A 7,459-nucleotide genomic window follows, 5' to 3' on the forward strand; every position below is an offset into this window, starting at 1 on the left:
CTGTGATGGACCTATCGGCCGGCCGCAAGCTCGCCGCGGGGCTGGGACGGGCTCGTCCGCCAACGCGCATGGACGGTGTTAATGCGCGCGCACTGGGGCTCCCAGCGCTCGGCGCCCCCCGGTTCGTTCAGCCGGCCACGGGCAACTCGACCAGGAAGGTTGTCTCGCCCGGTTGGGACCGCACACCGACTCGGCCGGCGTGGGCGCTCGTCACCGCCGCCACGATCGACAGGCCGAGGCCGGTGCTTCCGGACGCGCGGTTGCGTGCCTCGTCGCCTCGGGTGAAGCGCTCAAAGACGTTGCGCTGCAAGCTTTGCGGGATTCCCGGGCCATCGTCGCGAACGGCCAGCGTGATCACATCGGAGCGCGCCGGGTCCTCTGGCGATCCCGGACGAATCAACGTCGTCACCCGCGTCCCCGGGGGCGTATGGGTGCGTGCGTTCGCCAACAGATTGGCGAGCACCTGATGCAGGCGAGCGGCGTCCCCGGTGATCTCCACGGGCTCGTCCGGCAGGTCCAACTCCCAGATGTGGCCGGGCGCGGCAGCGCGCGCGTCGCTGACCGCGTCGATGGCCATGAGGGTCAGGTCGACCGGGTCGTGATCGAGGGGACGCCCCGCGTCCAGGCGGGCGAGGAGCAGCAAGTCCTCGACGAGCCCCTGCATCCGCAAGGATTCGGACTCGATCCGCCCGAGTGCGTGGGTGACCGTCCCCGGGACGGCCTGCGGTTCCTTGCGCGACAACTCGGCATACCCGCGGATGGAGGCGAGGGGGGTGCGCAACTCGTGCGAGGCGTCCGCGACGAATTGGCGCACGCGCGTCTCCGACTCCTGGCGCGCCCGCAGCGCGCCATCGACATTGTCGAGCATGCTGTTCAGGGCAAGACCGACCTGGCCGACCTCGGTGTTCGGGTCCGTGTCCCGCGCCGAAACCCGCTCTGCGACAGCGACATCACCGGAGTCCAGTGACAGATGAGAGACGCGTCGCGCAGTTGCCGCAACGCGCGACAGAGGCTCGAGATTGCGCCGCACCACATAGGTCCCGCCGGTGCCGACCAGCACCAGGCCGAGAAGGCTGGTGGCGATGACGAGCCCAAGGAGTTGGTTGGTGGTCTGGGTGATGCCCGAGGTCGACAAGCCCGTGTAGACGGTCGCGCCGCTCTGCTGGGCGGTCACCACGCGGTAGGAGCCGAGGCCGTCGCCCAGATTCACGGTGACGGGCTTGCTCCCGGTGGCGGCCCCGGTCAACAGCGTGATCTGGGTGCTCGAAAGGGCGGTTGTCGTGTCACCTGAGGGGACCGTGTTGATCGGATAGCCCTGGTAGTCGCGCACGACGGCGCCGTCCTTGACGGCCAACCGCAAGGCGGTGCCGCCGGCGCCTGTCAGCGGTCCGTGGTGGTCGCCGTCCGGGTCGAGCCCGCCGGGCCCGCGTCCGGGCCCGGAGTCGAGCCTGGCCGACGCCTGACGGAGGTCGTCGTCGAGTTGGTGACCGAGGTAGTTTCGCGTGGCCAGCACGAGCATGGTTCCCGTGCCGATGCTGATGGTGAGGAAGAGCGCGATCATCGACGCCACGATCTTGCTCCGGAGAGTCCACGATCGAGGCGACCGCACGCGGGCAGGGGCGGACGGCATACGGGCTACTCCGCAGGCTTGAGGACGTAACCCACGCCGCGCATGGTGTGGATCATCGGGGTGCGGCCGGCGTCGACCTTCTTGCGCAGGTAGGAGATGTAGAGCTCGACGACATTGGCCTGGCCACCGAAGTCGTAATTCCAGACGCGGTCGAGGATCTGGGCCTTGGAAAGCACGCGCTTGGGGTTGCGCATCAGGTAGCGCAAGAGCTCGAATTCCGTTGCGGTCAATGTGATCTGGGAGCCGGCGCGGGCCACCTCGTGGCTGTCCTCGTCCATCGTCAGGTCGCCGACGACCAGGATCGAGGACGACTCGTCGGCCACCACAGCGGTCCGCCGCATCAGCGCGCGCAACCGGGCGACGACCTCCTCGAGGCTGAACGGCTTGGTCACATAGTCATCGCCGCCGGCGGTCAGTCCCGCCACTCGATCCTCCACCGCATCGCGGGCGGTCAGAAAGAGAACGGGCACATTGGAGTTGTCGGCGCGCATCCGCCGCAGGACCTCCAAGCCGTCGAAGTCCGGCAGCATCATGTCCAGCACAACGGCGTCGGGCTGGAAGTCGCGGGCGGCTTTGACCGCCTCGATGCCGGTGCCGGCCGCGCGGACCTCCCACCCCTCATACCGCAAGGCCATCGCGAGCAACTCGGTCAGATTGCTCTCGTCGTCGACGACAAGGACGCGCACCGGGGTGCCGTCGAGGCGCTGCAGCTTGGGCGAGGCAGAAGGCGCACTGTTCATAGGTCTCATCAAAGCGGCCTTCCTTGTGCCTTGGGCATGCCGATCCTGTGAGAAGTCTATGAGCCCTCTGTGCCGCGTCCGTAGCGTCCGAAACGTCGGGTGGCCCCGCCGATTCTCTCGGCGGGGCCACCCCATTCGCGTATGCCGCGGGGAGACTCAGGCGTCCAGGTGCGCCTTGAGCGTCGCGAGCTCGTCCTTGAGCTGCGAGGGGAGGGTGTCGCCGATCTTGGCGAACCACTCATCGATCAGCGCCACCTCGGCCTGCCACTCGGCGGGGTCGACCTCGAGCGCCTTGGCGACCTGCTCGACGCTCATGTCGAGACCCGTGGTGTCGATCGCCTCGGGGGCCGGGACGAGCCCGACCGGGGTGTCGATCGCTTCGGCCGTGCCGTCGAGCCGCTCGACGATCCACTTCAGGACGCGGGCGTTGTCGCCGAAGCCCGGCCACAGGAAGGAGCCGTCCTCCTTGTCGCGGCGGAACCAGTTGACCTGGTAGATCCGCGGCAGCTTGGAGGCGTCGGCCTGCTTGCCGATCTCGAGCCAGTGGCCCATGTAGTCCCCGGCGTTGTAGCCGATGAAGGGCAGCATGGCCATCGGGTCGCGGCGCACCACACCGACGGCGCCGGTGGCGGCGGCGGTGGTCTCGGATGAGAGCGTTGCGCCGACGAAGACGCCGTGGTTCCAGTCGCGGGTCTCGTAGACCAGCGGCACGGTCGTCTTGCGGCGGCCGCCGAAGAGAATCGCGTCGATCGGCACGCCATTGGGCTCGTCGTACTCGGCGGCCATCATCGGGCACTGCTTCGCCGGGGTGCAGAACCGGCTGTTGGGGTGGCTGGAGAGTTCGGTGCTCTCCGGAGTCCAGTCGCGGCCCTTCCAGTCGGTCAAGTGCTCCGGCTTGTCGGGGGTCATGCCCTCCCACCACACATCGCCATCGTCGGTGAGGGCGACATTGGTGAAGATCGAGTTGCCTCTCTCCACCGTCCGCATGGCGTTGGGGTTGGTGTTGTCACCGGTGCCCGGCGCGACGCCGAAGAGCCCGAACTCGGGGTTGACGGCATACAGGCGGCCGTCCTTGCCGAAGCGCATCCAGGCGATGTCGTCGCCGACCATCTCGGCGCTCCAGCCCGCCAGCGTCGGGTCGATCATGGCGAGATTGGTCTTGCCGCACGCGCTGGGGAAGGCACCCGCGATGTAGTGGTCGCGGCCTTCGGGCGAGGTGAGTTTGAGGATGAGCATGTGCTCGGCCATCCAGCCCTCGTCGCGTGCCATCGCCGAGGCGATGCGCAGGGCGTAGCACTTCTTGCCCAGGAGGGCGTTGCCGCCGTAACCGCTTCCGTAGGACCAGATTTCGCGGGTCTCGGGGAAGTGGGCGATGTACTTGGTGTCGCTGCACGGCCACTTCACGTCGGCCTTGCCGTCGGTCAGCGGGTAGCCGACCGAGTGCAAGCCCTTGACGAAGCCGGCCTGCTGCTCCTCCATGGCGCGCAGCACCGGGGTGCCGATGCGGGCCATGATCCGCATGCTCACCACGACGTAGGCCGAGTCGGTGATCTCGACACCGTACATCGGCACGTCCGCCTCGAGGTGACCCATGACGAAGGGAATGACATACATGGTGCGGCCGGTCATGCACCCCTGATAGAGGTCGGTCATGATCGCTTTGAGCTCGGCCGGCGCCATCCAGTTGTTGGTCGGCCCGGCGTCCTCTCGCTTCTCGGAAGCAATGAAGGTCCGGTCCTCGACGCGGGCGACATCGCTCGGGTCGCTCGCGGCCCAGTAGGAGTTCGGCTTTTTGGCCTCGTCGAGTTTGACGAAGGTGCCGGAAGCGACAAGGGCGGCGTTGAGTTCGTCGCGCTCCTCCTCGGTCCCGGTTACCCAGACGACCCGGTCAGGTGTCGTGAGCGCGGCCACGTCGTCGACCCACGCCTGCAACTCGGCATTGGTGGTCCCGCTAGTTGTCATCGCTGTCCTCCATCCGCTGCGGCCCGCGAAGGCCCTGTCCTTCAACGCTACGCCGGGAATTTGACAGGCCGACCATGAAAGCGGTTACCCGCCTGTTGGAATGGTCACAAGCTGCCCGTATGCCGTTGTCTCGCCTCCGGTAAGGCCCCGTCCGCGCCGTTTCGGCGCCCGGATCATCAGCGCCCGGGTCAGCAGCCGGTGCTGACGAAGGAGGGGTACTCCGGGGGCAAGGCGGTGCTGCCGTTCCAGGAGTTGCCGACGCCGCTCCAGTAGACCTTCGCGTTCTTGCTGATCCAGATGCGAGGCATGTCGTTGCCGGAGAAGGTGGTCGCCATCATGCCGCCGACACCGAGAGCCTTGGCGTTCCCGACGGCACCGATGGTGCGATTGCAGCGCACGATGGCGGCCTTGGTGCTGCTGGCCAGGGAGGGCATCGTCAGTGAGGCGTCCATGAGCCGGAAGCCGAAGCCGTAGGTGCGGTAGCCGGAGACGGTGTTGTACTCCCAGCGGTTGCCCCACCCGGACATCTGGTCGTTGTAGCCGATAGCGACATTGGTCACGGTGTTGTGGTGGATGTAGTTCCAGCTGCCGTCGACGTCGGTGTTGATGCCGCGTCCGTCGCCGGGCAGGTCGTGCACGGTGTTGCCCGTGACCTCGTTGTAGTCGGCGGCGCTGCCGAGGCGGATGCCTTCCTGCATGAAGTGCGCGGCCGCCGAGATCGCGATGTCCGAGACGTCATTGCGAGAGATCACCCAACCATTGCTGAAGGTCATCAGCCAGATGCCCGGGCCGATGCCGCAAGGAATGTCCCGGATGGTGTTACCGGTGATCACGCCATAGCTGGTCAGGGCGCCATAGATGCCGCGGCCGGTGAGGAGGTTGTTGCGGATGGTGATGTTCTCGGCCGGGTCGAGATCGGCATACCCGGTCACGGTCCGCAGGAAGGGCACCAGGTTGGTGCGAGCGGCCGCGGCGTCCTGGACGCCGTGGCCGGGAGCGGCGCGGCGCGCGGACCAGTTGCCGGCGTTGACATAGTTCGTTAGCCAGTTGTAGGCGTTGTTGGAGCGCTTGCCGGCGATCCAGATGCCGTTGTGGATGCTCAGCCCCTCGATCACCCAGTTGTCGGCCCCGTCCTGGAAGGTGAAGGTGCGATCCGGCGCGGGGCGACTGTTGGTGCAGGACATCACGTTCACGGAATGGGTGACCAACACGGGGCCGTTGCCGGCCGGGGTGATGGTGATGGGCGCAGCGATGGTCCCGGAGTTGCGGATACGGATCGTCTTGGCGCTGTCATAAGTCCCGGCGTAGAGGCGGATCGCCGTGCCGGGCTTGGCCTTGTCCACGGCCGCCTGAATGGTCTTCAGGGGTGCCGTCGCGGTGCCGGGATTGGTGTCCAGACCGGCCGGGCTGACATACAGGCTCGGGCCGGTGGGGAGCGCGAGGGTGGTGAAGGGGGCCTGCGCGGCGGGGGAGGTGTTGCCGGCGGCGTCCTTGGCGACGACGCTCGCGGTGTAGGCGGTCTTGGGGGTCAGGCCGGTGATGGTGGCGGCCGGCGTCGTGACAGTGGTCGAGGTGGCACCGACGGTGACCACGTATGCCGTGACGCCGACGTTGTCGGTGCTGGCGGTCCAGGTCAGGGCGACGCGGTCGGTGCCGGGGGTCGCGACCAGCCCGGTGGGCGCGCTCGGCGCCGTGGTGTCGGCCGGGGTGAGGGTGGTGAAGGGGACCTGCGCGGCGGGGGAGGTGTTGCCGGCGGCGTCCTTGGCGACGACGCTGGCGGTGTAGGCCGTCTTGGCGCTCAGCCCGGTGACGGTTGCGGTGGTCGTGGTGACGGTCGTGGAGGTGCCGCCGACGGTGACGACGTAGGCGGTGACGCCGACGTTGTCGGTGCTGGCGGTCCAGGTCAGGGCGACGCGGTCGGTGCCGGGGGTCGCGACCAGCCCGGTGGGCGCGCTCGGCGCCGTGGTGTCGGCCGGGGTGAGGGTGGTGAAGGGGACCTGCGCGGCGGGGGAGGTGTTGCCGGCGGCGTCCTTGGCGATCACCTTGGCGAGATAGGCCGTCTTGGGGGTCAAACCCGTGACGGTCGCGGAGGTGCCGCTCACCGACCGGGTGAAGGACCCGACGGTGACGACATAGCCGGCGACCTTGACATTGTCGGTGCTTGCTGTCCACGTCAGGGTCACGCTCGTCGTGGTGGGTGTCGCCGCCAATCCGGTCGGCGTGGTCGGCGGCTGCGTCTCACTCGGCGTGAGGGTCGTGAAGGTGACCGGGGCGGCGGGCGAGAGGTTCCCGGCCGTGTCCACCGCGGTGACGGTCGCCGTGTAGGTGGTCGTGGCGGACAGGCCGCCGATCCAGGTCGATGTGCCCGTGGGCAGTTTGGTCTGCCCCGCCAGCGTGACGAGATAGTGGTGCACACCCACGTCATCGATCGCCGCGGTCCACGTCAGTGTCACCCCGAAGGCGCCGGGCGTGGCGGCGAGATTCGACGGTGCGGTCGGCGGGGCGTCGATTAGCGTGGACGCGACGGGACCGTCGTCGGCTGACCACGCGGCAGAGCTAGGCCCACCGGTCAGCAGCAGGAGAGCGGCCAGCAAGGCCAGGATCGACCAGACGCGGCGGGGACGGCTAGCCCGTGGTCGGCGGACGACCTGGTGGCTCAGCGCCTCGGGGGCGTGCGGACGGTGCGAGGACGTGGGCATAGCGACTCCGGGGGGCGCTCGGGGGCGCAACCGGTCGGCGGTGGCCGAGGGTCGCGATTGCCGAGTGGGGGGCTGGCGGTCGTGGTGTCCGTCGCGCACGGTCGGCGGTGGTCGTGTGCGGGGATCCGCGCGAAGGCTATGCCATGCCAGTGACCTGCGGGAATGACCTGAGGCAAGCTGGACGCGCCGTTGTTATCGGATTGTTACCTATCGGGTGACTGTTCGGTAGCAGTGAGCTCGGTCGAGGGGTGGGTCCCACTGGTCTCGGTTATGCCACCCCGATGGCACGGCCCGAGCGGGCCTGGTGCGGGCTGGAGATGGCCCACCGAATGGCCCACCAAAGCGAAAGGCCCCGGGCATCCCCGGGGCCTCCACTGTCTCTGTGCTGCGATTTCTCGCGCGCGCCCGAAGGTGGGCCCCATCGGGGG

4 protein-coding genes are annotated in these 7,459 nt (G+C 68.3%); all 4 read right to left on the reverse strand.

Annotation, left to right across the window (positions count from 1 at the left end):
• Positions 1–127 precede the first annotated feature (127 nt).
• A complete protein-coding gene (locus PKH97_RS11510) occupies positions 128–1,561 on the reverse strand; it encodes an ATP-binding protein (protein ID WP_324387591.1) in 1,434 nt (477 codons plus the stop codon).
• A gap of 74 nt (positions 1,562–1,635) precedes the next feature.
• Positions 1,636–2,370 (reverse strand): response regulator transcription factor, encoded by a 735-nt coding sequence (locus PKH97_RS11515; protein WP_324387588.1) that lies wholly within the window; start codon positions 2,368–2,370, stop codon positions 1,636–1,638.
• Positions 2,371–2,526: 156 nt separating this feature from the next.
• Positions 2,527–4,332: a phosphoenolpyruvate carboxykinase (GTP) gene (locus PKH97_RS11520; RefSeq protein WP_324387589.1), complete on the reverse strand. Its 1,806-nt coding sequence runs from the start codon at positions 4,330–4,332 to the stop codon at positions 2,527–2,529.
• 188 nt (positions 4,333–4,520) lie between these two features.
• Positions 4,521–7,031, reverse strand: coding sequence for a fibronectin type III domain-containing protein (locus PKH97_RS11525; protein WP_324387590.1), 2,511 nt, complete (start codon positions 7,029–7,031; stop codon positions 4,521–4,523).
• Positions 7,032–7,459 lie beyond the last annotated feature (428 nt).

The sequence above is a fragment of the Nostocoides sp. genome (assembly GCF_035343835.1).
Lineage (GTDB): Bacteria > Actinomycetota > Actinomycetes > Actinomycetales > Dermatophilaceae > Nostocoides_A > Nostocoides_A vanveenii.

Excerpts from the sequence above, each read along its gene's own strand:
- PKH97_RS11510 (WP_324387591.1), bottom strand. The coding sequence starts at position 1,561 with ATGATCGCGCTCTTCCTCACCATCAGCATCGGCACGGGAACCATGCTC.
- PKH97_RS11515 (WP_324387588.1), bottom strand. The coding sequence starts at position 2,370 with ATGAACAGTGCGCCTTCTGCCTCGCCCAAGCTGCAGCGCCTCGACGGC.
- PKH97_RS11520 (WP_324387589.1), bottom strand. The coding sequence starts at position 4,332 with ATGACAACTAGCGGGACCACCAATGCCGAGTTGCAGGCGTGGGTCGAC.
- PKH97_RS11525 (WP_324387590.1), bottom strand. The coding sequence starts at position 7,031 with ATGCCCACGTCCTCGCACCGTCCGCACGCCCCCGAGGCGCTGAGCCAC.